This window comes from Erythrobacter alti (assembly GCF_037996805.1).
Classification (GTDB): Bacteria; Pseudomonadota; Alphaproteobacteria; order Sphingomonadales; family Sphingomonadaceae; genus Alteraurantiacibacter; species Alteraurantiacibacter alti.
This window is the reverse complement of record NZ_JBBNAX010000002.1, coordinates 117,229-140,044: the sequence shown is the minus strand read 5'-3', so window position 1 is coordinate 140,044 and position 22,816 is coordinate 117,229. Positions and strand designations below refer to the sequence as shown.

Genomic DNA, 22,816 nt, shown 5'->3' with positions numbered 1-22,816 from the left:
TTTGATCAGCGGCGCGAATCAATTGCCATACGGATCGGATAGGCGGCCTGCTCCTGCGGTCGCAGCTCTCCCGAGACACGGACCCGTACTGCTCCACCATTGCCGACAAAATGCGAGTTCGCTGCCGGGTGCGACGCGGTGCGATCGGTGACGATCTGCGTGACCGGAACCGATGTCATTGCAATCCGGACGGGATAGGGCGGCTCTTCATGTGCGGGGTCGAGAGCCGCGAATGATCCGCCTTGTATATGCAGCACAGCAGGACGCGCTTGGGCAAATCCGAGCACGCGCGAAGTCCATTCGTCCCGGCTTGCAATCCTGACCTCGCGGTTGGACACGCGTTGCAGGCGTTCTTCCGGCATTGGCCCGACTTCTGCGTCCAGCGCCTGCGCTGCGACGGCAAGATTTACCGGAGCAGTCTGGGCCGCAGGTTCCTCGACCTTCTCGGCAAGCTGCACCTCAGCGGTTTCTCCGCGCCGGGCCAGCATGGTTGCTTCGAAGCGGGCGGCATTGCGCGCAAAGCGCGTGTCGTCGGGCGCCGTTTCAACGGCTCGCGCAAAGAGTTGCTCGGCAAGGTCATAGCGTCCGATGCGGTCATAGGAGATTGCCATGCCGTTATAGGCTTCGCCTGCGTAATCTTGATGATAGGAAGCTTGCCGGAAGGCAGTGAGCGCTGCGCCCGGACGGTTTGCCTGCAGATGCCTGCGACCGTCATTAAGCCGCTGGGCAAAGTAGCTCGACATGTCCGCAGATGCGGGTTCGACGGCCCGATCATGCAAGCCGAAATTCAGGGGAAAGCTCTGGCAACCGGCGGTCGCCAGAAATGCGAGACATAGTGTTGCGCTATGAAGTTTCTTCATTGTTCTCAACCTCCTGCCATAATAGGGAAGATATCGCGTACCATCCTGATGCCGGCTGGCAGCATGACGACACCGATCATCGTCGGCAGCATGAAAACCACCAACGGAATTGAAATCAGCACCGGAAGACGGTGCGCCTTTTCCTCTGCACGCATGCGGCGTTTCTCACGCATTTCCTCTGCGTAAACGCGCAGCGTTGAGGACACGGATGTGCCCAGCTTGTCCGACTGGATGAGCAATGTGGTGAAGCTGCGGATCTCGTCGACCCCGGCAGCATCTGCCATATGGCGAAACGCTTCTTCCCGCGTCGAACCTGCGCGCAATCGCAGCACCGCAGTTCCGAGAAGGCTGGCTACCAGCGGATGCGAAGTGACGATTTCGCGCGCAACCCTGTCGAGTGCGGCTTCCACCCCGAGGCCTGCTTCCATGCAAACCAGCATGAGGTCGAGAGCATCGGGAAAGCCGTTGACGACGAGTTCGCGCCTCCGGTCTGCCTTGGCCTGCACGAATAGCGAAGGCAGAAAAAGTCCAAGAAGGCCAAGGATCGAGCCGAAGAGATAAAGGGAAAGAAACCCAGGGGGCTCCGGTCTTGTCAACGCGACGGCCAGATAAATGCCGGGCAGCAGGAAGACCAATGCCAGGCGCACGAGTGTGTAGATGCGCGGCGCCGAAGGGGAGGAGTACCCGGCCGATATCATCTTTTCGCGGAGGCGTACGTCCTTCGTGTCGCCAAGATGCAGCCCCGCGCGCTCGATAGCATCGACCATGGTCGTCCACGCACTGCGGCTATCACGATCATGCGATGGCATGGTGGCACCGGCGAAGGCCACTTCATCCTGCATCTTTTTCAATTCGCCCCGCACTGCGTTCTGGCGATTGTAATAAACCATGACTGCGAAGCTCGCGATCACAACGACCACGAAAACCCCGATCAGCAAGGCGAGGCGAAGGACATCACTGGCAAGAATTTGTTCAAGCATATCAGACCTGAATATCAATCATTTTGCGTATCATGAGGAAGCCGCAGAGATACATCACCATCAGGACGACAAACCCGATCAGGAATGAGCTCTCGCCAGCGACACTGAGATAAAATCCGGGATTGACCGAGAACATCCCGACCAAGGCGATGATTGGCAATGCGGTCAGCAGCCAGCCGGTCATCCGTCCTTCGGAACTCAGTGCGCGCACCTTCAAGAAGAGTGAGGCGCGCTCGCGGATGACGCCGGAGAGGTTTTCGAGAATTTCCGCCAGATTGCCGCCGGTTTCACTCTGAACCGACAGGGACACGACGAACATGCGGATGTCATCGAGGTCCCACCGTTCGGCCATTTCGGTCAGTGCATCGGTCAATTCCGAGCCGTAGGAGACTTCATCCGACACCAGGCCGAATTCGCTGCCGATCGGGTCCTCCATCTCCTGCGTAAGGATCACCAACGCCGATGCGATGGGGTGACCGGCCTTCAACGCGCGCACGAATACGTCGAGCGCGATGGGAAACTGTTCCTCGACGCGCCGCCGTCGCCGCGTGGCCATCATGGACAGGATCATCAACGGCAGGAATATCCCTACGCAAAGCGATATTACTGCGGCGAGCAACAGGACGCCTACAGAAGCCGTCACATCGGTTGTCGCGATGAGCACAAGGATCAGCGCGAAGACGATCAAGGTACCGACCACCATGCCCAATTGCACCTGCACTATCGAGAAGGGTGTGCCAGACCCAGCGATGGTTCGCTGCAAAGCGGTTGCCGGACCCTGCAGGATCGGTGGCAGGCCGGTGATCTCACGTGGCTGGTTCTTGCGCAGGAGGGCAACGATCTGCTCTCGGTCAAACCCTTGTTTTATCAGCGAAAGGCGCTGGTTGACCGCGCGCGTATGGACGTTGCGCGCCCAGAATGAATTGAGCGCCAGCTGGCTCACAAGGAAGATCGAGGCAAATATAGCCAGCAGCAGCCCGATCCTGAAAATGATGTCGCCCATGGCTCAGTTCACCTTGATGTCGGGACGGAACAATTCCGCCGGAAGGTTGATGCCTGCTGCCTTCGCGTGCTCCAGGAACTTGGGCCGGATGCCGGTCGCTTCGAAATCGCCGATAACGGTGCCATCTTCCGTCCGATCCTTGATGCGGAATACGAAGATGTCCTGCATGGTAACGACATCGCCTTCCATGCCGGTGATTTCCGAAAGGCTCAGCACCTTGCGTCGACCATCAGACAGTCGTCCGACCTGAAGGACCACGTTGATGGCCGAGGCGATCTGCGCGCGGCTCGACTTGGAAGTGATATCGATGCCGCTCATGCCGATCATCTGTTCGAGACGGGAGAGCGAATCGCGCGCCGTATTGGCGTGAACCGTGGTCATCGATCCGTCATGGCCGGTGTTCATGGCCTGGAGCATATCGAAGGCTTCGCCCGCACGAACCTCGCCTACGATGATCCGGTCGGGCCGCATACGCAGGGCGTTCTTGACCAGGTCGCGCTGGGTGACTTCGCCGCGGCCTTCGATGTTGGGCGGGCGTGTTTCGAGCCGGGCGACGTGCTCTTGCTGCAGTTGCAGTTCGGCACTGTCCTCGATCGTCACGATGCGTTCCTTCTCGTCGATGAAGGACGACATGGCATTGAGCATGGTGGTTTTACCCGAGCCCGTACCCCCTGAAATCAGTACGTTGCGCCGTGAGCGGACGACTGCGGAAAGCACATCGGCCATCGCAACAGGCATCGATTCAAGTTCGATAAGACGGTCGATACCAATCCGCTTCTTGGCGAATTTACGGATCGACAGGAGCGAGCCGTCCACCGCCAGCGGTGCAACAATGGCGTTGACGCGGGAGCCATCGGCAAGACGGGCATCGACAAAGGGCGAGCTTTCGTCGATCCGGCGGCCAACCGCGCTCACGATCTTCTGGATGATGCGCATTAGATGGCGCTCATCCTTGAATTCGGTGCGCACCTTCTCGAGCAGGCCGTAGCGTTCCACGAACACGTTCTTCGGACCGTTCACAAGGATATCGGTGACGTCCTCGTCCTGCAACAAAGGCTCGAGCGGGCCTAGGCCGAAGAGTTCGTCGAATACGTCGTTGATGAGCGCTTCACGCTCAGCCCGGTTGAGGACCTCGTCTTCCTCTATCAGCAGTTCGGCAACGATTTCGCTGATGCCCCTGCGCAGCTCTTCGGTCGACATCTTGTCAAGCGCGCTCAGATTGATGCGGTCGAGCAGTGCCTTGTGGATCGAAACCTTCAATTCCAGCGAGCGATTGTAGCTCTTGCCCGAAGCCACCTCGGCGGGGACGGTCATCTTGGCTGGCGCATGGTCCGGTGCCAACTCGTCAGCTTCGTCCACATCCTGTGCGGGGATTTCCTCATCGGAAGCCGTGTCAGGCGTTTGTAAACGCGAGTGCTTGAGATTCCATTTCATGATCGGCTTTCATTCGCGAGATCGGCAAAGGAATCAGCGAGATCCTCGATACCCTGGGCAAAGACGTTTCGCCGTGACAGTTCGGTGACCAGCTTGCCTTCATCAACGGCCTGGACAAGTTCACCCCGGTCTTCCTTGATTTCACAAATGACCTCAGCGCCCAGCGTGTCTGCCACATCCTGGGTCGAGATCGTTCGGGCACGCGTCCGCGTGGAGCGGTTGACCACAATGCGCACCTTGGAAGCAGGTATGCCCACTTCGCGGAAGAGATCCATGTATCGACGCGCCTGCCGCAAATGGTCGAGCGTTTGCTCGGTCACCATCAGGACAGTCTGCGATTCTGCCGCGATGGAAAGCGACCAGGTCGTCCAGGCAGACGGCATGTCTATAAGGACAATGTCGAATTCCGCTCGCGCTAGCGCGACGATACGCAACAACTGGTCGGTATCGACCTGCTCCAAAGGCAAGATTTGCTTCGGTGCGGGCAAAATATAGACGCCATCGCTGGCCTTTGTGGCCACGTTGCGGATCATGTCCTGGTCAAGCCGTTCGTCAGCTTCGAGGAGGCTGAGGATAGAGCGCGAATTGTCGATCCCGGCGTGTGCTGCCAAGTGCCCCGCCTGCAAATCCAGGTCGATCAGGCAGCAGCGGATCGGATGGTCGCTGTCATGCACCAGGGTGTCGGCGAGGTGGTGGAGGATGCAGGTCGAACCGCTCCTGCCTAGTGCGCTAACAAAGGATATGGTCGGTGCAAGCGGCACATCACGGCTTTCGGCCAGGCGAGCGCCTACACTGCAGATTTCCGCGATCAGTTCATCTGCTTCAAAGGGGAGTTTGACAACGTCAGATACGCCGTGCCGCAACAGACTGCGCATGACCTTGAGATCGGCGTTCTTCACCGCCGCAATCACTTCCATATCCGGCTGCATCCGCTTGACCGATGCAAGCCGGTCAAGCGTTGCCGGAACATGCGCATCCACCTCAAGGACCAGCAGCTCGACATCACGAAGATGTTCGCGCTCGATGTTTTCGTTTGCAGTGATTGGAACAAGGCTAGCGCCAGGAATGAAATCCCAGGAGCCCCCCGTAATACCTTTGATCCAAGATTCGTCCGCCACAACAGCTGTCTTGGCGGCTATGCTCACTGCATCCCTGCTCGAAAGTTTCAAAATATCCTTCATCTCATTCACAGAGCCTAATTCCCACGAGTGCCTGCACCATCTTCCATGGTGAGCGAATGACTGGTGCCTGGCAGCCCCAAATTCCCCATTGTGCCAGTTATGAGCGGTCTGAACGGCAGGTCTTTCAAGAAGACCGTGACGATTGGATCGACATCGGCTCCATGAGGATCCCCCGAATAACCGAGGCCCGACCACGAATAGTCGATGACGACATTATCGGAGCCGATCCCGCCGTAGAACGACCGCATTCGAAGAACGACGGCGTTGAAAGCATCGGCATCGGCGGTCAGGCCGAACGCGCAACTCCCCCCTGTCTTGCACTGGCATTGAACGGTGCCGCTGTTTGATGAGCAGGTAACACCGGGAAAGTCGGTTTGAGTAACCACGGTGCCCTGCTCGATGCCGCCATCCACGGCGAAGCTGTACGTATAGAGGTCGGATGGGACCAAGTTGGTCACCACCGCATACCGCGCCCCCATCATGGTAGCTTTTTCGGCTTGGCCGACGTTCCACATGTAGCGCCCGACATCGATCGTGCCGAGCAGCAGGATCAGAAACGCGGGCAGGACAAGGGCAAATTCCGCTGCCGAACTGGCGCGCTGGTCGCGCTTGAAGGAGGCCAGCGAGATCATAATCCACCGACCACAGATTCTGCCTGGGCGACCACATCAATCTCGCGGACATCGAAGCCGAGCAATCCAAGTAGGGGAGTGTAACTGAAACGCGTTGCCACAAGCACCTTGGGTGCCTTGCTGTCCTCGGTCCCCTCAAAAAGCCCGGTTCCGTACCCGTCATCGCAGGACACATTGATTGATATGTCACTGGCTTCCCAATCGGCAATGCGATTGTTACCTCCGGAGACAAGACCGGTCATCGTCACGTTCTTGATCTGCGTTTCGACCGTGGCTGCATTTGCGGCACCTGTGTCGAAAGCGCCGGCGCCCGAACAGTCATAGTAGAGGAAGCTTTGCCGCGCTGCGTAACGGGCGCCTTCGCGCACATATTTGATCGCCTTGTGCTCGGTCTGGAAATAGTACCCGGCTTCCATCGTCGTGAAAATCAGCGCAAATGCCATGGGCAGGATCAGCGCCATTTCGGCTGCTGCGGCTGCCCGCGTATCGCGGCGAAAAAGAAAGAAGGCGGGGCGCTGCATCATTCGATCAGATACGGCTTGTCGCGGCGAACAGATTGCGGGCCCGCAGATCCGCCGCCACCGCCGCCCAGCGTTGCAGTCCGGATGATCTCGACATACAGCGAGTTTGCCTCCCGACCGCGGGTGCGCTCGGTATTCTCGTCAACGACCGGAGCGACCATGAACACATCGGCCCATTCGTCGATATCGGCGGTGGTCGAACCGCCCCTGATCTCATCGCAATTCGTCACGATCGCAACCGTCAGCACGCGCCGGTCGATAGAGGATGCGCCCAACTGGCAAATTCGCCGACCGTACTGGTTCGTGAATCCGTTGGAGACGTCCGGGATGGTGTTGGTGCTGATTTCCCAAAGGTAAACTTCGTACCGCGTCATTTCCGAGTGGGGCAGGATCGCGTTGCCATCAACATCGAAGGTCGGCGGGGCGAGCGTTACTGAGGGATGATACTTCGCGAAATAGTCGGCAATCGCCCAGTGGCCGTTGCCAAACCGGTAATTGTAGCCGCTATTCACACTGGTGCAGGGAACGCCATAATTGGTGTAATGGCACAGATCCCTCGTCAGCCCCATTACCTGCGGCGTCGCCGACATCGCGGTGTTGTGGACTTGTGTCAGCCTATTATCGCCCGCTTGCGCCGGCCGCGGGTCGAAGCGGTTTGACGTGGCTGGCAATTTCCAGCCTTGTTGGCCCAGACGGCACTGGTTGTTGGTCGTGCCATTGTTCTGCTTGATCAGGTCGGTAACCGAATTGATCGCTCCCGGACAAAGTCCATTGGCACAACCTGATAATGTGCCGCCGCCGCCGGGGCGGATATCGAGCCGCGAATTGAGCGCTTCGTAAAGCACCTGCGCGTTGCCCGTTTCAGGATTGTCCGCCTCTTCCAGCGCAATGCAGTCGTTGAATGATGTGCCATAGGCGATCACATTCGCCAGTTCGTTGAGCTGGCCCGAACCCACTTCGAGAAAACCGAAGTTGCCGGGCGCCCATTGCGTATTGCCGGTGGCCTGCACACCGATGCCGCGCTTGTTATCGGCGTCAAAAGGCTGGGTCGGATCAGGGCTGCAGATCATCAACGGCGGCACTTCGCAGATCGCGGAGCCAAGCCCGGCCAGCGCGACACCGCGCATTTCGGGGGCGAACAGGTCGCCCAGCGACGTGAAGGCTACGCGGCCGCGACGCGGATCCACGGTGACTTCGACGAACTTCGCATCTTCGTCGGTTGTCGCAACGTTCACCTTGTCGGCGTCTTCGTAGAATACCACTCCGGAAACCGATCCACAGGCATCGTCGGCAATGGCAATCGTAGTGCCGCCGTTCACGCTTGTGGTATTGCCTCCGCCGTCATTCGACATAAGAGATATGTTTCGCAGCAGTTCGACCGCCGCGTTTGCTGCCCTGGCGCAGGAGCCATCGGTCTGGTCGAGCTGGGTTACCGCAGCGAGCGCGGCATTATCAGCGGCAGTCTGCATTTCGGAATCGAGCGCCATCAGGCGGTTGTAATCAAACGCCGCCCCGGCGACGATTACGAGGCCGGTGATGGCAATCGCATAGGTCGCTGCGACTGCACCATTCTCATTCGTAAGAAAGTTGGTACGCAGGGACATTGGAGCCTCCGTCTATCCGCCGCCACCGCTGCCAATCGAGGTAGTACCTTCAGCTTGGGGCTGGATAACGGTTCGGGTGCGAACGCGCTCTGCCGCCGCAGCTGCCGACTCGGCGCTGGTTTCGATAGGCTTGGTATACACCGGATCGGGATTGACCACCTGCGCGGCAAAGGTCTGACGGTTGGCTTCGCCAAAGTCCTCGGGATCGAAAAAGCCCGATTTCGCGCTGTAGGTGCTCGCGCAACCGGCAAGCAGGACGCTCGCGGCGCAAACGGCGATGGAACCCTTCTTAATATTCATAGTCGGATCCTTCGGTCTGATCGATTTGAGGCGCAGGAGCGGCGGGTGCCAGGTCCTGCGGCTGGTAAATGTCGCCATTCAGCAGCACGTCCGCCACGCTGGGTGCGGGCACGCGGTCTGTCGGCATGCGCACCTGGTCAGGGCGGATCGGCTGCACGAGTCGCGGCGTCACCACGATCAGCAGTTCAGTCTCTCCGCGCTGGTAGCTGGTCGAGCGGAACAGCGAGCCGATGATCGGCAGGGAACCGAGGAGCGGCAGCTGGTTCACGGTAGTCTGCGTTTCGTCACGCAGAAGGCCGGCAATCGCAAAACTTTCACCATCGCGCACCTCCAAAGTGGTACGGGCGCGGCGCGTCTGGAGGCCTGGTACGGTCAGGCCGTTGACGGTCACCGACGCGCTCGGATCGATAGAGCTTACTTCGGGCTCGACCACCAAGTTTATCACACCATTGCCGAGCACGGTAGGTGTGAACGCCAGGCTGACGCCAAAGGGCTTGAACAGCACGGTGATGGCATTGTTGCCGTCATTGCCGCCTTGCGACACCGGAACCGGGAATTCACCGCCGGCGAGGAACGATGCGCTTTCGCCGGACAAGGCAACAAGCGTCGGTTCTGCCAGGGTGCGCGAGAGGCCATTGCGCTCGAGCGTGTCGAGGTAGGCTTCGACGCTGAGGTCCCCCAGTTCGAATAGCGCGCCGAAGACACCGAATGCATCGGTGATGGAACCGATACCCAAGACTGTCGAACCGTCGGGACCTGGTGTCGCGCTCGCACCACTGCCGATGGCCGCACGGAAATCTCCGCTGGTATTGCTTCCGAAGCCACCAACGCCCAATTGCTCGCCAACCGTCCTGCTGACTTCGGCAAAGCGCACTTCGAGCATGATCTGCTGGCTTGCCCCCATACCGAGCAAATTGATGACCCGCTCACCGGCATAGGCGCTGGCGAGGCGGGTCGCGCGGTCGGCAGCGCCCGGATCGTCCACCGTGCCCGAAAGCACCAGCGAGCCGTTGGATAGGCCCACTTCAATGGGCTGGCCTGGCAGCAATTGCTGGAGCTGGCGGCGCATACCGTCGACATCGGGGCCGACGGACACATCCATCACTGCGATCACGCGGTTATTGCGGTCATAAAGCGTAAGGCTGGTCGTGCCGAGCGATTTGCCGAGCACGTAGATAGAGCGTTCCGAGATTGGCAGCACATCAGCGATATCGGCATTGCCGACCATCGCGCGGTCGATCCGTTCGCTGGTGGTGACGACCTGGCTCTTGTTGATCGGCACGATCAATTCGCCGGCATGAAGTCCGTAGTCGGTATCGTATTGAGCGATGGCCGGGTTGGCGCCGAACAGGGCGGCAAAAGCGGCCAGTGCGAAAAAAGCTTTAAGTCTGGTCATTTTCAGCGTCCCCCTTGCCGACCGACCGGATACTCGGTCGATTCAGTGCCGCGGATAATCGACATTGTCGGCCCCGTAGGTCTTGGTGGTGCGGCCGCCGGTTGCGGCGCGGGCGCGCCATATCCCGGCGGTGCAATGATCACGGGTGGGGGTGATGCGGCCGAAGGTGTCTGGTTGTTGTTGTTGCCGCGACCCGCGAGATAAATGCTCGTAGTGCCGAGATCGCGCGCGGTCACCGTGGTCAGCGCGCCCGGTTCCTGGTTTTCGACATTGCGCAGCGCGAGTGTCAGCCTGCCGAGCCTGTCGGCAAGGATCAGCTTCTGCGCGCCATATGTGTCAACCTGGACAACGGCGGTGCGGCCCACGCTTGGTGCTGTCGCCTGGTCGCTGGCAACCTGATCGATCGCAAGCACCGGCACGCCTTCCATGATGACATCGTTCATCACGTCTTCTTGGTTTGCACCCGGTCCGGGAATTTGTCGGGTGAGGATGATATCGACAATATCGCCCGGCCGCACGAAGCCTGAAACGCCGGTAACTGCACCGATGGGGATGGAGATCGCCCGCATACCGTCTGGCAGCAGGGCGGAAAGCACTGCGCGCCCGTCCGCGCCGCTGACCTTGTCGGCCAGAACGGGTTCGCCGGGAACGATCGGCCGCAGCGCGACGCGCCCGCCATTCATCGCCTGTTCGATACTGGTGAAGGAACCCACCGGCACGGATGCCGCGGGGAAATTCTGCATTCTGAGGTTTTCGGTCGTCAGTGGGCTGCCGAATTCAAGCGGCTGCGTGGCGACGACGATACGGGTTAGTTGTTGCTCTTCGGCCACTTGCTGCTGGCGTTCCTCCACTCCGGAAAACCAGGCATTGGCCAATACGACTGCGATGATGCCGAGCACTACGGCAATCGCGAGAATCGCTAAATTTCTGCCCCCCATTACTTTCCCCCCAGAAAGTGAATTGTTGATTTAGCTTAACAAAAAAAAAGAGCCCCCGCGAGAAAAATCTCGCGGGGGCCCGTTTTGGGTCAACTTAGGCAGTGCCGCCGCCGCCAGCATCACACTCAGCACCAGTATATTGTGCAGAGGCCAAAGTCGCATCCGGTGCGTCGTTCGACTGGTTGCAGTTGTCAACATCGTTGGCAGCGCCACCGACGGCAGCTTCAACGTTGTTGCCCAGGGCAAGTGCTGCTGCACCGATGCCGACGCCGACAACGGCGATGATCAGTGCGTATTCAGCTGCCGAGGCACCCGATTCGTCTACAATGAAGTTTTTCAGGAAAGTTTTCATGTTGATTCTCTCATTTTCAGTTGTTCAACCAAATGGCCCGGCATCTATTTCCGGATCCCACAAATTGCCTGAGGTAGAACCCCTGCCGCCAATCCCCCTGTCCGAAGCGTGTCGATCAGTTATGGCGTTGAGGAACTTGCCCCCTCCGACGCCAACAATGGTCTGTAAAATCGGGTGGGGAATCAACGAATCTTAAACTCGGGAAAAAACATCTCCGATTTCCAATGGGTTATGAGCCTAAAACCCTAAACATAATGCTTAACAGGAAATTAACCATGTTCTGAACTGCGCCAGATCGGAACGGAAAACGCACGACTCGGCGCGACTCGGGAAGTTACCGAGTCGCAAACGTTGTGAAGTGATTCGGAAAGTGGGAGTGAACCGAAGACGGGCTGCTCAAAAACGCCCTAAATGTCGCAAATATACAATTGACGCGATTGCAATGCGCCTTTGGCCTATTGTCAAGAAACCGCCGGGGCGAATTTCGCTTCGAGTCGTTTTACTGCGAACATCGGAATTATGACTGAGGCAGCGATACCCAGCAGCGAGCTGATGCCAAGCCAGATTGCCATCAGCGAACCGCCTGCCTGGTACATGGCGTAGAAGACCGGCGCGGCAAGGATGAGCCCGCGGATCTCGTTGAGCGCAATCAGCAGCGCAACCGAGCGGAGGATGAAGCGGACGATCTTGGAGCGACTTTGGGTCATGCCGCTACAATCGGATCAAGTGGTAAATATGTGGTTATGCAACGAGGGATTTTATGACTCCGTTAGTTGTCGCCCCCTCATCTATTCAATGCACCGGCCCTCGTTTTGCTCCAGCAAAGCCGAAATTTTCTCGCGCGTCATTGGCCCCTGATCGAGTTTGACTGCGACGAAAGCCTTGCCGTGCCTGAACTGCCGTTCAATATGGTTTTCAGCAAAGTCATCCACATCCCGGTCGCTCAGCATGGTTGCCATGGCAGCACCGGTCGCGCCGATGATGCCGCTCGCTGTGGCCACTGCCGAGTAAGCCGACGCCAGTACGGCCCCAGCAGCAGCAACCGGCCCCACTCCCGGTATCAAGAGCACGGCTACGCCGACCGCGGCACCGGCAATGCCGCCGCCCGAGACAGTTGCGAAAACTTTCGAAGTGCTGTGCCCTTCAACCCTGGACACTGCGCCCTCTGGACCCAGCGGAGAACGCCACAACAAGGAGATATGCTCCCTGGGAATGCCTGCATCGACCAGGCGGTCTGCCATTTGCGTCGCCACTTCGGGAGAAGGGAAGATCGCAGTAACAAGGTGCGCCCTGTCAGCGGTTTCGTCTGCCGATGCCTGCATGAACATGCGCGCGAAATCGTTGCGCTCCCGCTCGGTAGCAAAGCTGGCGCGCAGGCCCGATGTCTCCCGCAGTTGCAGGACACTGGCCGAAGCCTGGGGCAAATGCAGCGTGCGCAACAATTGTTCAACGGTGGAAGGAGACATGACGCGATCGGTCGCGCGATTGATCCATTCGACGTGGACAGGCTGCGGATGATCGTCAGGCAGGTAATTGAGGGAAAGTAGTTCTTCGGCCTTGACCACGTATGAGAAATCAAAAGGCGCGGCCGCGACCATGTGTGCTGAAACCCCCGTTTAATGCCGCAATACAGTGCAGCGCGTACCCCTGTTGTTGCAAGTTTTACATCAGGGTTAACTAATTGTCACCTACCCCATAGCTGTCTCTTATCAACAGTCTGCGGCGAGGTTTCCAGCAATGGAACAAGTTATCGGTGGAGGGCCAATTGTTGAATGAGTTCTGCAGGACGAATGCTGCACCAGTAGTGGTTGGCAAAACTGGCTCTGCAAAGACAACTGGATTTTCATCGGATTGAAGAGCAATATAGCCCACTGGCAAGCACCGGGGGGAGGCGAGACCATGGGGCAAAGATCGAGACTACTGGCCGGCATCGGAGCCGCCATCCTCTGTGTTGGTGTACCCTCGGCTTCCGCCGCTCAGGAACTGACCGCTGCCGAAACACAGGCCGAACCGGCCGCTGCACCAGTCTCTCGACCAGCGATCACGGTTATAGGTTCACCAGACAGGCAGGGCGGGGTGGCAAACAACCGTGTCAGCGTCGGTTTCCACACGGTCGCCGGCGCAAGGCGCTATGCTGTTCGCTCTGAAGATGAGAACGGCATGGTCAATGTCCGCTTTTCCGCGATCCGCCCCTATGGGACAGATAGTGGAGGCGCGATACCGGTACGGCTGCCGGTTTCGCGCGTCCGGCTGACCAGCCGCTATGGCTACAGGATCCACCCGATCAGCGGGCGCGGATCGTCGCATAGCGGCATCGATCTCGCGGTCGCCACCGGAACGCCCGTCGTCGCCACTGCCGAGGGCGAAGTGCGCACGGCACGTTATCAAGGCGGATACGGTTTGCTGGTTACAGTCGATCATCCAGGTGGTGTCCAGACCCGCTATGCGCACCTTTCGTCCATCGCGGTGGTTCCGGGCCAGTCGGTGCGCGAGGGCGAGTTTATCGGCAGGTCCGGTTCGACAGGGCGTTCTACCGGCCCGCACTTGCATTATGAGGTGCGGGTAGACGGTCGCACGGTAAATCCCCTGCCGCCATCGTAACGCACACATTCCGGCGGTGGATGGCAAAGTCTCTATCCGCCGGGCTTTCCAACATCGCCAACGCGCTCTAGGGCCAAGCAATAGACCTTTCAGGAGAGTTGAGTGAGCGCCGAAGACAATGCTGACGAATGCGGACTGACCGAACACCGCTTCTACCATGCCGATAGCGAAGCGAAATTCGCGGACTCGCTACCCGAGCAAACTCCGCAAACCATGCATCCGGCCTATAAGCTGGCATTCCGCGACACCGATTTCCTGCTGCGCGAGGAATTGCGCCCGGTCCGCTTTCAGCTCGAATTGCTCAAGCCGGAGATGTTGCTCGAAGAAGCAGGCGTCGGCTCGACGCTGGTGATGTACGGTTCCGCCCGCATCCCGCCGCCCGAAGCATGTGAAGAAGCACTCAAGCAGGCGGAGAACCTGCCCGACGACGAGGCGCTGATCGTGCGCAATCTGGCGGCGAAATCGAAATACTACCAGGAAGCCTATAATCTGGCGAAGCTGGCAGGTGAGAAGGCCATCATCGAAGACGGACATCGCCAGTTCGTAGTGTGTTCGGGCGGCGGCCCGTCGATCATGGAGGCGGCCAACAAGGGCGCGAGCGATGCCGGGGCCGAGAGCATCGGGCTCAACATCGTGTTGCCGCATGAGCAGGCACCCAATCCTTATGTGACACCCTATCTCAGCTTCCAGTTCCACTATTTCGCGCTACGCAAGATGCACTTCCTCATGCGCGCCCGCGCGGTGGCGGTGTTCCCCGGCGGTTTTGGCACGTTCGACGAGTTCTTCGAACTGTTGACTCTGATCCAGACTGGCAAGATGAAACCAATCCCGATCCTGCTGTTCGGTAAGGACTTCTGGAGCCGTGTCGTCAATTTCGACGCGATTGCCGAAGAAGGCACGATTTCGAAGTCCGACCTCGACCTCATCACATGGTGCGAAACGGCGGAAGACGCGTGGGCCGCGATTGCAGGGTTCTACGACCTGAAGCGCTAGGCGCGAGGCCGATACAAGATCATGACAACTTCCATCGCTCGTGATTCCTATATCCTGACCTTGTCGTGCACCGATCGCGTTGGCATCGTTGCGGCGGTTACCGGGCATCTTGCACGGATCGACGGCTTCATTCTCGACAGCCAGCAATATGCCGACCTTGATGCAGGGACTTTTTTCCTGCGGCTGGAATTCAAACCGGCAGGGGAAGGTTTTCCGGCGTCTCTCGACGAATTGCGCGACGGGTTCGCCCCGATTGCCCGCGAGTTCGACCTGGATTGGGAATTGCTGCCGTCATCGCACACGCCGCGCCTGCTCATCGCGGTTTCCAAGGGTAGCCATTGCCTCAACGATCTTCTGCACCGCTGGAAGACCGGAAACCTGCCGATTGACGTAGCCGGGGTCGTCTCGAACCACCCGGACTTGCGCGATCTGAGCGAATGGCACGGTGTGCCCTATCATCATCTGCCGGTTGATCCCGAACGTCGCGAAGACCAGGAAGCCGAAATGCTTTCCATCTTCCGGTCATCAGGTTCGGATTATCTTGTCCTCGCCCGTTACATGCAGGTGCTTTCACCTCGGCTTGTCGACCAACTGGCCGGCAAGTGCATCAATATCCACCACAGCTTCCTGCCCAGCTTCAAAGGCGCGCGGCCTTACCTGAAAGCGCACGATCGCGGCGTGAAGCTGATCGGAGCGACCGCGCACTTCGTGACCAGCGATCTCGATGAAGGTCCGATTATCGAGCAGGATGTCGAACGCGTCGACCACCGCGCGAATGAGCAGGAGCTTGCCCAGATAGGGCGCGATATCGAGGCGCGCGTACTGGCCCGTGCAGTGCGTTGGACGGCGGAGCGGCGCGTGTTCCTGAACGGCGCGCGGACAATCGTATTCCGCTGAGTTGAATCGGACTTAACGAGCCGCCTGATGGCCCAGCGGGCCATTTCCAAAACCAAAACCGGGCGCGGCTTTCAGCGCCTCCCGTACGAATTTGCGGGCCTGCGCCACGGCGTCTTCAAGCGGCAACCCATGCCCCATATGCGTAGCGATTGCGCTGGACAGGGTGCAGCCGGTGCCGTGAGTGTGCTTGGTCACGATGCGCGCTTCATTCCACACGACATCTTCCCTGCCAGGCTGCACGAGGCGGTCCTCCACCATCGGACCGTCTGCATCACCTCCCTTGGCGAGATAGGCAATTTGTCGTTCGGCCATTCCCGCCGCGCCGCCCAAAGCCTCAAGTTCGGGAACATTGGGTGTTGTCAGCGTGGCCAGCTCCATAAGCCACTCGAACACTTCGATGGTAGCGGGGTCCGCCAGTACGGAGCCGCTGGTCGCAACCATGACCGGATCGAAGATGATGGGGCAGGGCAGGTCTTCCAGACGATCAGCCACCACTTCAGCAATGTCGGCGCTGCCAATCATGCCGATCTTCACCGCATCGACACCGATGTCTTCTAGGCAGGCATCGATTTGCGCGGCGACGAAATCGGGCGCCATCGCTTCAACACCGTGCACACCGCGGGTGTTTTGCGCAGTAAGCGCGGTAACTGCGGTCATCGCATAACCGCCGAGCATTGTGATGGTCTTGATGTCGGCCTGTATGCCCGCGCCGCCCGAACTGTCCGACCCGGCGATGGCTAGGATGCGGGGAGGGCGCGCACTCATCCGGTGAAGCGGCGTTTCGTGCTGGCCGGGTTCTTCTCCAGCGCGACCCCGCGGCGCGTCGGCCTGTCGAGCATTTCGCCTCCGCAATTGGGGCAAGTGTCGTCAAGATCGTGCGAGCAGGTGGCGCAGAAGGTGCATTCGAAACTGCATATAAAAGCGCCCGGCAAATGCGCGGGCAGGTCTGACCCGCACCGCTCGCAATCTGGCCGCATTTCCAGCATCAGGCGGCCTTCTCCACTGCTGCGCAAATATCGTCGACTACGCTTGTGACGAGCGTTTCGTCATCGCCTTCGGCCATTACGCGGATAACCGGCTCGGTCCCCGATTTGCGAATGACGACGCGGCCACTGCCACCAAGCTGCCCCTTGCCCGCGGCAATCGCGTCTTTCACGCTCTCGACTTCCAGCGGGTCGCTGCCGTCGTAGGTAACATTCTTGAGAAGCTGCGGGACCGGATCGAACAGGTGCAGGAGCTCGCTCGCCGGCTTGCCCGTCCGCACCAGCGCGGCGAGTACTTGCAACGCCGCAATCGTGCCGTCGCCCGTGGTCGCGTGATCGAGCAGGATCATATGTCCTGACTGTTCTCCGCCGACATTATATCCGCCCGCCTTCATCGCTTCGAGCACGTAGCGATCACCGACCTTGGTGCGGATGAGCGACAATCCTTGCGCCTCAAGGAAGCGTTCGAGCCCGAGATTGGACATGATCGTCGCGACCACGCCGCCGCCCTTGAGCCGCCCGTCCTTGGCCCAGCGCGAACCGATGAGCGCCATGATCTGGTCGCCATCGACCTTCTGGCCCTTCTCGTCGATCACGATCAGGCGGTCGGCATCGCCATCGAGCGCGATGCCGATGTCGGCGCCTTCCTCTACCACACGGGCCTTGATGGCATCGAGATCGGTCGAACCGACGCCGTCATTGATGTTGCGGCCATTTGGTTCGACACCCATTGCGATGACCTTCGCTCCCAGCTCCCACAATGCGGTCGGGGTAACATTGTAGGCAGCGCCATGCGCGCAATCGACGACGATCTTGAGCCCGTCGAGCCGCACATCTTCGGGCAGCGAACGCTTGACCGCGTGGATGTAGCGTCCGCGCGCATCCTCGATCCGCCGCGCCCGGCCGATGGCGTCGCCTTCGGCCAGCGGCTGGTCCTCTTCCATGGCACGCTCGATAGCTTCCTCGTCCGCATCGGAAAGCTTGAAGCCATCGGGACCGAACAGCTTGATGCCATTATCGGGAAACAGATTGTGGCTGGCAGATATCATCACGCCGATATCGGCGCGCATTTCGCGGGTGAGCAGGGCGACGGCCGGAGTGGGCAAGGGGCCGGTCATGATCACGTCCATGCCGACGCTGGTGAAGCCCGCGACCAAGGCGTTCTCCATCATGTATCCCGACAGTCGCGTGTCCTTGCCGATCACCACGCGGTGCTTGTGATCGCCGCGCAGGAAGTGGCGCCCGGCGGCCTGCCCGACTTTCATGGCAATAGCGGCGTTCAGTTTTTTGCCATTGGCACGGCCGCGAATGCCGTCTGTGCCGAAATAGGTGCGTCCCATAAATCTCTCTTGCCGCGATAAGCTTGCGTGCTCTCAATGCCGCCTTGCGCCCGTATTGTCACGCGTCAAGCTGGTCGGCAGGGTTGCATCCTATTATACGGGACGTACATGCAACTTCACCGCGCTTTGGGCGTTGCCTAGGCAGGACCCGATTTTCACACTCAGGAAGGACGCAGACCCATGGCTTTCACACTTATGCCCTTGCCCTATGATGCAGAAGCACTCGCTCCGGCGATTACGGCTGAAACATTCAGCTACCATCATGGCAAGCACCACCAGGCCTATGTCGACAAGACCAACGCCGCCGTCGAAGGCACGGACCTTGCGAACAAGTCGCTGGAAGACGTTGTCGCCGCCTCGCGCGGAAGCGACCAGGGTCTGTTCAACAATTCTGCGCAGGTCTGGAACCACGGCTTCTACTGGCACTCGCTCGCCCCGCAGAGCACCGGCCCGACCGGCGAGCTGGCTGCGAAGATCGAGGAATGCTTCGGCTCGCTCACCGAACTCAAGGACCTGCTCAAGAGCAAGGGCGCCGGCCATTTCGCCAGCGGCTGGGTCTGGCTAGTCGAAAAGGGCGGCAAGCTCGAAGTCACCGATACACACGATGCCGATACGCTTGTCGACCAGGGCGGCAATCCGCTGCTCGTGATCGACCTGTGGGAACACGCCTATTATCTCGACCACCAGAACGCGCGCCCCAGCTATCTTTCGGCTGTGGTGGACGATCACCTGAACTGGGACTTCGCTGCCGACAATCTCGAACGCGGTTCGGTCTGGGCATATTCCGCCTGATCTGGCGATCCAGAAGTTTGTCGAAGGCCCGTATCCCGGTGGGATGCGGGCCTTTGTCGTTTGGTCAGTCCTCGTTCTGCAAGTCGAGGACGTTGGTGGCGAACAGCGGCTCGCCGAAGATGAAGCCGATGATATTGGGCCTTCCAAGATGATCGACCAGCGCGGTCAATGTCAGCAGGATCGGGACCGAAAGCAGGGCTCCGGCTACGCCCCAGATCCAGCCGAAATATGACAGTGCCAGCAGGATGGCGATCGGGTTCATCGTGAAGCGCGCGCCAAGAACGCTTGGCGTTACCACGTTGGCTTCGATCGTATGCAGACCGAAATATGCTGCCGCGGGGATCAGCCCGACAAGGACAGAATCCGCCGAACCAAGTCCGAACAGCCCTAGCAGCACCACCATCAGCAGCGGGCCGATATAGGGGACGAAGTTGAGAAGTGCGGCAAGCCCGCCCCACATGATCGGCGCATCCATGCCCAATGCCCAAGCACCCAGGGCCACCACAATGCCAACGCCCGTATTGATGAGGCCGACAGTCAGGATATAGGCCGCCACCCTGTCCTGCACTTCGCGCATCGCCCGTGCCGCCTTGAGGCTGGCACCTACCTGCTGGCGCTCGAGCAGCAGGCGGCGACGCATTCGCACGCGCGCCTCGATCATGAAGAATGCGAGGAGAAAGGTGAGCAACAATTCGAGCAGTACGGTTGGCGTGGCAAAGGCCAGCTGTTCGAGCATGGTCGGTCCAGCCAGCACCACTTGCTGTTCCCCATCACCGGTCAAGGCCGCCAGCTGGCTGTTCAGTTCGCCAACCCAGGCAAATGTCATCTGCAGATCGCTGAAATGGGCACCCACTTGCCGGGCCATGTCGGGGATTTCGTCATAGAGCGATATGGCAGGAGTAAAGACGGCCATCAAAGCCAGTGCCAGAATCGCGAAAAAGACCAGCAGCGCGAGAAGCGAGGCGAGAAAGTTGGGAATGCCCCATCCCGCCAGCTTGTCTGCCAGTGGCGAGAGGATGATGGTGAGAATAACACCGCCGAAAAGCGGCAGGAACACCACCGAACCGATCGACAATACGAACGGCAAGGCGAGGAACAGGCCGATGGTTAGCAGCATGACCAATGCGGAAATCAGCCGCACTTCCTGCGCGGCAAATGTAAGCGGACTCGTTTCCGGCTGGTCCGGAGAGCTGGTTTCGGAATTGTCTCCAGACGCGATCATCTACGCGGTTCCTGTCCCTGTTGCCCCCGCGCCGATGGCGGATTACTTGTTCGTTGCCGCCGCTTCGCCACGCCCGGCCGCGACTTCATCCAGTTCCTCCAGGATCGCACGGTGTGCCGCCGGATCGGTGAGTGCCCGGTCGGGAATATCGCCATCCTCGATCATGCTGGACAGCGCGGCACGTGCGCGGCCCACCCGGCTCTTGATCGTGCCAACTGCGCAGCCGCAGATATTGGCTGCCTCTTCGTAGGAAAATCCGCCCGCTCCAACGAGCAAAAGTGCCTCGCGCCTTTCGGGCGGCAAGGTCAGCAAGGCTCGGTGCAAGTCGGACAGGTGGATCGGTTCTTCCTGGCCAGCCGGTGCCGTCAGGATCCGTTCGGCTACGCCTTCATCATACTCACCGCGAAAGCGGTTGCGACGCATGTCGGTGAGATAGGCGTTGCGCAGGATCACGAATGTCCATGCGCGCATCGATGTACCCGGTTCGAAGCGTTGCTGCGCTGCCCAAGCCTTTAGCAATGCTTCCTGCACCAGATCGTCGGCCATGTCGGGACGCCCACAAAGACCGCGTGCGAATGCGCGCAGATGCGGTACGACCTCGGTCAGCTCCCGCTTGAAGGCGTGCTTGTCCGCTTCGCTGCGCTCGGGCAGCTCTCGCTTGGTTGCCTGTTTGCTCATTTGGCCCCGTTTTCGTCCAGCTTCGAGAGCAAGTCCTTGAAACTATCGGGCAATGGTTCGTCCAGCACACTATCGTACAGGCGTTTGAGCCCGGAGGTCCAATCCGCTTCACCAGCGCCGCAGCCTTCAGCCTTCTTGGCCGGCGTCGTTGCCATTTTGTCGTCCTTGTCGGATGCCATGTGTTCTTGCTTTTTCCCGTCGCTGGCCCTGTCCTGAAGCAAAGTTCAATCGGAGGGCCACTAAATATTATTGTCCAGAGCGTAGTTTTGGAACGAAACGCTGCTCATCCGGTTCCCCGCATAACACGTTTTGTGCGCCGGGCCGATTGCATTGACGCGATTTGTCTGGTGATTAAGGGGCCATAGCGGCGGTTGCACCCGCAGCCGAGGAGTGATTTTTTGCAGCAGCAGACGGGCCGAAGGAGCAGGACGAAGCGGTGGCTGCTGCGCTACCCGCGCGGCATGCCGCTCGGCATCTTCTGCCTCATCGCCGCGATCACGGTGCTCAGCATTTTTGCCATCGAACGCGGTGAGGCGCAGCGTGACGAGGCGCAGCTTAACGCTCGCTCGGTTGCAATCGCGTCGGCGCTCGAGCGACGAGCAAATGCCAGCAGTGCCTATTTGCGCGCGGGCGCCGCGCTCCTTTCCACCATGGATGAAGTCCCGGCCGATGATTTCCGCCGGTTTGTGTCGGAATTGCGGCTTGATGCCGACTACCGCGGTGCGGAAGGGATTGGATGGGCGAAAGTTGTCACGCCCTCGCAGGTCGAAGAGTTCAACGCCGAGGCTGCCGAACTGGGTGTGGGCAGTTACGAGCTTTACCCCCAGCCCGACGGGAGCCAGCCCTATTCAATCCCGGTGACCTATCTGCAGCCCGATACCGAGCGCAATCGCCGTGCCTTGGGCTTCGACATGTTTTCCGAACCTACACGCCGCGCCGCGATGCAGGAGGCTGAGCGCAGCGCACGCCCCACGGCCACCGACAAGATCGTCTTGCGGCAGGAGGGGTCTGGGGGATCGCCCGGATTCCTGGTCTATATGCCCGTGTTCGAAGCGAGCGCTGGTGGACGAGCTCTCAAGGGGTTCATCTACAGTCCGTTCAACGCCACCGATTTCCTGCAGAGTGCCCTCGCGCTGGAGGACGTCGGCGCGTTCGGGGTGGAACTGTACGATGGGGAGCCGGACCCGCAATCCCTGCTCGCAAGCACTTTCGCCGCAAACGCCGACATGGACGGCTTGCAACAGGTCCGCCAGAACCTGACCATTGCCAATAACCCGTGGGTTCTCGTTACCAGTTCGCGCGCCGCGCCCGGCCTATCTGGCCTGTCGATGGCGACGCTTATCTTTGGGCTGCTGGTTGCTGCACTCCTGATGCTGCTGGTACGGATGCTCACCCAGCAGGCGCAGGAAGATGAGGCATCGCTCGCATGGTTCGAGGAACAGGCTTCGATCCGTAATTCGCTTACCCGGGAACTCAACCACCGGGTCAAGAATACACTTGCCAATGTCCTTTCGATCATCGCCCTGACGCGTCGCCGCGCGGACAAGGTAGAGGATTTCGCGAACTCGCTCGACGGACGTATCAGGGCTCTTTCAGCCACGCATGACTTGCTGACGCAATCGGACTGGGGCTCGACCCCTGTAGAGGCCGTGCTGGAGGCTGAATTGTTGCCCTATGCGCATGGAGCCGACCGAAGGGTGGAAATGACCGGACCAGCCGTGGAGTTAGCGCCCAACGATGCACTTTCACTGGGGCTCGCAATTCATGAACTCGCCACAAATGCTGCCAAATATGGTGCGCTGAGCCAATCGGAAGGGACTGTTTCGATCAACTGGAAGCTCGTAGACCCAACGACCGTTCGGGTGGAATGGCTCGAGCGGGGCGGGCCGCCTGTTTCGCAGGAACGCACTCGCGGGTTCGGCACCGATTTGATCGAGCGTATTGTTGCGCATGAATTGCGCCATCCAGTAGAACTGGATTTCGATCCTGAAGGAGTGCGCTGCGTGCTGATGATCCCGGTACGCCGGGCAACCGAATTCATGATCCGCGCCGGGCGCGACAAGCCCGCAGCCTTTCACGAGGACAGTTAGCGCGGCGCTGGACGGCTTT

25 protein-coding genes are annotated in these 22,816 nt (G+C 59.6%); 5 read left to right on the top strand and 20 right to left on the bottom strand.

Annotated features, from left to right (window positions below; all coding sequences use genetic code 11):
* Nucleotides 1-5 precede the first annotated feature (5 nt).
* The 14 genes from AAC850_RS04115 to AAC850_RS04050 form a co-directional block, all read right to left on the bottom strand.
* Nucleotides 6-860 carry a tetratricopeptide repeat protein gene (locus AAC850_RS04115; protein WP_340587352.1) on the bottom strand — a complete coding sequence of 285 codons (855 nt, stop codon included), beginning with the start codon at nucleotides 858-860 and terminating at the stop codon, nucleotides 6-8.
* A 5-nt stretch (nucleotides 861-865) separates the two neighbouring features.
* A complete protein-coding gene (locus AAC850_RS04110) occupies nucleotides 866-1,840 on the bottom strand; it encodes a type II secretion system F family protein (protein ID WP_340587351.1) in 975 nt (324 codons plus the stop codon).
* Nucleotide 1,841: 1 nt separating this feature from the next.
* Nucleotides 1,842-2,843: a type II secretion system F family protein gene (locus AAC850_RS04105; protein ID WP_340587350.1), complete on the bottom strand. Its 1,002-nt coding sequence runs from the start codon at nucleotides 2,841-2,843 to the stop codon at nucleotides 1,842-1,844.
* Between the two features lie 3 nt (nucleotides 2,844-2,846).
* On the bottom strand, nucleotides 2,847-4,157 hold the full coding sequence (locus AAC850_RS04100; protein WP_340587511.1) for a TadA family conjugal transfer-associated ATPase: 1,311 nt from the start codon (nucleotides 4,155-4,157) through the stop codon (nucleotides 2,847-2,849).
* A gap of 116 nt (nucleotides 4,158-4,273) precedes the next feature.
* Entirely contained in the window at nucleotides 4,274-5,422 is a 1,149-nt protein-coding gene (locus AAC850_RS04095) for a CpaE/TadZ family protein (protein ID WP_340587349.1), read from the bottom strand.
* A 50-nt stretch (nucleotides 5,423-5,472) separates the two neighbouring features.
* A complete protein-coding gene (locus AAC850_RS04090; protein ID WP_340587348.1) occupies nucleotides 5,473-6,090 on the bottom strand; it encodes a TadE/TadG family type IV pilus assembly protein in 618 nt (205 codons plus the stop codon).
* Complete coding sequence (locus tag AAC850_RS04085) at nucleotides 6,087-6,614, bottom strand: TadE/TadG family type IV pilus assembly protein (protein WP_340587347.1); 528 nt, start codon at nucleotides 6,612-6,614, stop codon at nucleotides 6,087-6,089. The genes AAC850_RS04090 and AAC850_RS04085 overlap by 4 nt, the downstream gene beginning before the upstream one ends.
* Nucleotides 6,611-8,215, bottom strand: coding sequence for a pilus assembly protein TadG-related protein (locus tag AAC850_RS04080; RefSeq protein ID WP_340587346.1), 1,605 nt, complete (start codon nucleotides 8,213-8,215; stop codon nucleotides 6,611-6,613). The genes AAC850_RS04085 and AAC850_RS04080 overlap by 4 nt, the downstream gene beginning before the upstream one ends.
* Nucleotides 8,216-8,227: 12 nt before the next feature.
* Complete coding sequence (locus AAC850_RS04075) at nucleotides 8,228-8,515, bottom strand: hypothetical protein (RefSeq protein WP_340587345.1); 288 nt, start codon at nucleotides 8,513-8,515, stop codon at nucleotides 8,228-8,230.
* Nucleotides 8,505-9,911, bottom strand: a complete 1,407-nt coding sequence (locus AAC850_RS04070) for a type II and III secretion system protein family protein (protein ID WP_340587344.1) — start codon at nucleotides 9,909-9,911, stop codon at nucleotides 8,505-8,507. Before AAC850_RS04070 ends, AAC850_RS04075 begins: the two co-directional genes overlap by 11 nt.
* Nucleotides 9,912-9,913: 2 nt before the next feature.
* The gene (gene cpaB / locus AAC850_RS04065) at nucleotides 9,914-10,849 is read right to left on the bottom strand and encodes a Flp pilus assembly protein CpaB (protein ID WP_340587343.1); all 936 of its coding nucleotides are present in this window, start codon (nucleotides 10,847-10,849) and stop codon (nucleotides 9,914-9,916) included.
* Between the two features lie 94 nt (nucleotides 10,850-10,943).
* Nucleotides 10,944-11,201, bottom strand: coding sequence for a Flp family type IVb pilin (locus AAC850_RS04060; protein WP_340587342.1), 258 nt, complete (start codon nucleotides 11,199-11,201; stop codon nucleotides 10,944-10,946).
* A gap of 461 nt (nucleotides 11,202-11,662) precedes the next feature.
* Nucleotides 11,663-11,908, bottom strand: a complete 246-nt coding sequence (locus tag AAC850_RS04055) for a hypothetical protein (protein WP_340587341.1) — start codon at nucleotides 11,906-11,908, stop codon at nucleotides 11,663-11,665.
* 81 nt (nucleotides 11,909-11,989) lie between these two features.
* Nucleotides 11,990-12,766 carry a hypothetical protein gene (locus AAC850_RS04050; protein WP_340587340.1) on the bottom strand — a complete coding sequence of 259 codons (777 nt, stop codon included), beginning with the start codon at nucleotides 12,764-12,766 and terminating at the stop codon, nucleotides 11,990-11,992.
* Between the two features lie 334 nt (nucleotides 12,767-13,100).
* Here AAC850_RS04050 and AAC850_RS04045 point away from each other — a divergent pair, with 334 nt between their 5' ends.
* From AAC850_RS04045 to purU, 3 genes are all read left to right on the top strand, one after another.
* The gene (locus AAC850_RS04045) at nucleotides 13,101-13,802 is read left to right on the top strand and encodes a M23 family metallopeptidase (RefSeq protein WP_340587339.1); all 702 of its coding nucleotides are present in this window, start codon (nucleotides 13,101-13,103) and stop codon (nucleotides 13,800-13,802) included.
* A gap of 102 nt (nucleotides 13,803-13,904) precedes the next feature.
* The gene (locus AAC850_RS04040; protein ID WP_340587338.1) at nucleotides 13,905-14,795 is read left to right on the top strand and encodes an LOG family protein; all 891 of its coding nucleotides are present in this window, start codon (nucleotides 13,905-13,907) and stop codon (nucleotides 14,793-14,795) included.
* Between the two features lie 21 nt (nucleotides 14,796-14,816).
* The gene (gene purU / locus AAC850_RS04035; RefSeq protein ID WP_340587337.1) at nucleotides 14,817-15,692 is read left to right on the top strand and encodes a formyltetrahydrofolate deformylase; all 876 of its coding nucleotides are present in this window, start codon (nucleotides 14,817-14,819) and stop codon (nucleotides 15,690-15,692) included.
* Nucleotides 15,693-15,704: 12 nt separating this feature from the next.
* Here the strand turns inward: purU and thiD are convergent, their stop codons facing one another.
* From thiD to glmM, 3 genes are read right to left on the bottom strand one after another with little or no spacing between them, the layout of a single operon-like run.
* Entirely contained in the window at nucleotides 15,705-16,457 is a 753-nt protein-coding gene (thiD, locus tag AAC850_RS04030; protein WP_340587336.1) for a bifunctional hydroxymethylpyrimidine kinase/phosphomethylpyrimidine kinase, read from the bottom strand.
* Nucleotides 16,454-16,678: a DUF1272 domain-containing protein gene (locus AAC850_RS04025; RefSeq protein ID WP_340587509.1), complete on the bottom strand. Its 225-nt coding sequence runs from the start codon at nucleotides 16,676-16,678 to the stop codon at nucleotides 16,454-16,456. The genes thiD and AAC850_RS04025 overlap by 4 nt, the downstream gene beginning before the upstream one ends.
* Complete coding sequence (gene glmM / locus AAC850_RS04020) at nucleotides 16,678-18,015, bottom strand: phosphoglucosamine mutase (protein WP_340587335.1); 1,338 nt, start codon at nucleotides 18,013-18,015, stop codon at nucleotides 16,678-16,680. Before glmM ends, AAC850_RS04025 begins: the two co-directional genes overlap by 1 nt.
* A 180-nt stretch (nucleotides 18,016-18,195) precedes the next feature.
* Here glmM and AAC850_RS04015 point away from each other — a divergent pair, with 180 nt between their 5' ends.
* Nucleotides 18,196-18,807: a superoxide dismutase gene (locus AAC850_RS04015; RefSeq protein WP_340587334.1), complete on the top strand. Its 612-nt coding sequence runs from the start codon at nucleotides 18,196-18,198 to the stop codon at nucleotides 18,805-18,807.
* Nucleotides 18,808-18,871: 64 nt separating this feature from the next.
* On the opposite strand, the gene AAC850_RS04010 is transcribed toward AAC850_RS04015, so the two are convergent.
* Genes AAC850_RS04010 through AAC850_RS04000 form a run of 3 tightly spaced genes read right to left on the bottom strand, consistent with a single transcriptional unit; the run spans nucleotide 18,872 to nucleotide 20,862 of the window.
* Nucleotides 18,872-20,029 (bottom strand): AI-2E family transporter, encoded by a 1,158-nt coding sequence (locus AAC850_RS04010; RefSeq protein WP_340587333.1) that lies wholly within the window; start codon nucleotides 20,027-20,029, stop codon nucleotides 18,872-18,874.
* 42 nt (nucleotides 20,030-20,071) lie between these two features.
* Nucleotides 20,072-20,707: a sigma-70 family RNA polymerase sigma factor gene (locus tag AAC850_RS04005; protein WP_340587332.1), complete on the bottom strand. Its 636-nt coding sequence runs from the start codon at nucleotides 20,705-20,707 to the stop codon at nucleotides 20,072-20,074.
* Nucleotides 20,704-20,862, bottom strand: coding sequence for a NepR family anti-sigma factor (locus AAC850_RS04000; RefSeq protein ID WP_340587331.1), 159 nt, complete (start codon nucleotides 20,860-20,862; stop codon nucleotides 20,704-20,706). Before AAC850_RS04000 ends, AAC850_RS04005 begins: the two co-directional genes overlap by 4 nt.
* A 306-nt stretch (nucleotides 20,863-21,168) precedes the next feature.
* Here AAC850_RS04000 and AAC850_RS03995 point away from each other — a divergent pair, with 306 nt between their 5' ends.
* Nucleotides 21,169-22,797: a CHASE domain-containing protein gene (locus AAC850_RS03995; protein WP_340587330.1), complete on the top strand. Its 1,629-nt coding sequence runs from the start codon at nucleotides 21,169-21,171 to the stop codon at nucleotides 22,795-22,797.
* Nucleotides 22,798-22,816: the final 19 nt, after the last annotated feature.